The following is a 786-nucleotide window of genomic DNA, read 5'->3' as shown; positions in this document are numbered from 1 at the left end:
CACGTCAAACTTAGTAGAGTCCGTTTTCCGAGCAGGAGACGGCAGTGAAAAAGCGTTTTACCGAAGAGCAGATTCTCGACTTCCTCAAGCAGGCGGAGGCCGGTGTGCCGGTGAAGGAACTGTGTCGCCGACACGGCTTCAGTGATGCCTCGTTCTACACCTGGCGGGCCAAGTTTGGCGGTATGACCGTGGCGGACGCCAAACGGTTGAAGGATCTTGAACTGGAAAACAGCCGATTGAAGAAGTTGCTCGCCGAGGCCCACCTCGACATCGAGTCGCTGAAAGTGGTCGCCCGGGGAAAAGGGTAAGCCCGACAGCACGGCGGGAGGCGGTGCAGGAGATGCAGGCGCGAACCGGCATCTCCGAGCGTCGTGCCTGTCAGTTGATCGGGCTGTCCCGCTCGGTGTTGCGCTACCAGCCGCGAGCCAGTGTGCAAAACACCGAGCTGCAAGCCCAACTGGTGGAACTGGCCCAAGAGCGCCGGCGCTTTGGCTATCGCCGCCTGCACATCCTGCTGCGGCGTGCTGGCGTGCAGGTCAACCACAAGCGGATCTATCGCCTGTACCGCGCTGCCGGCTTGATGGTGAAACGGCGGCGCCGCCGCCATGGCGTCGCGGTGGAGCGCGAACGTCTGAGTTTGCCGAGCGCACCAAACCAGGTCTGGTCGATGGACTTCGTCTTCGATGCACTGAGCACCGGGCGACGGATCAAATGCCTGACGGTGGTCGATGACTTCACCAAGGAGTCGGTCGGCATCCTGGTGGAGCACGGTATCAGCGGCTTTCG

At 61.7% G+C, this 786-nt stretch carries 1 pseudogene; it reads left to right on the top strand.

Going from position 1 to position 786, the window contains the following annotated elements:
- Positions 1-44: 44 nt before the first annotated feature.
- Positions 45-786 (top strand): annotated as a pseudogene (locus LT948_RS33045) (IS3-like element ISPa32 family transposase); the annotation flags it as partial.

Origin of the sequence: Pseudomonas sp. CP-1, from assembly GCF_021213715.1 — a bacterium.
Taxonomy (GTDB): Bacteria; Pseudomonadota; Gammaproteobacteria; order Pseudomonadales; family Pseudomonadaceae; genus Pseudomonas; species Pseudomonas aeruginosa.
The sequence above is the reverse complement of the archived record's forward strand: the minus strand, read 5'-3'. Positions and strand labels throughout refer to the sequence as shown.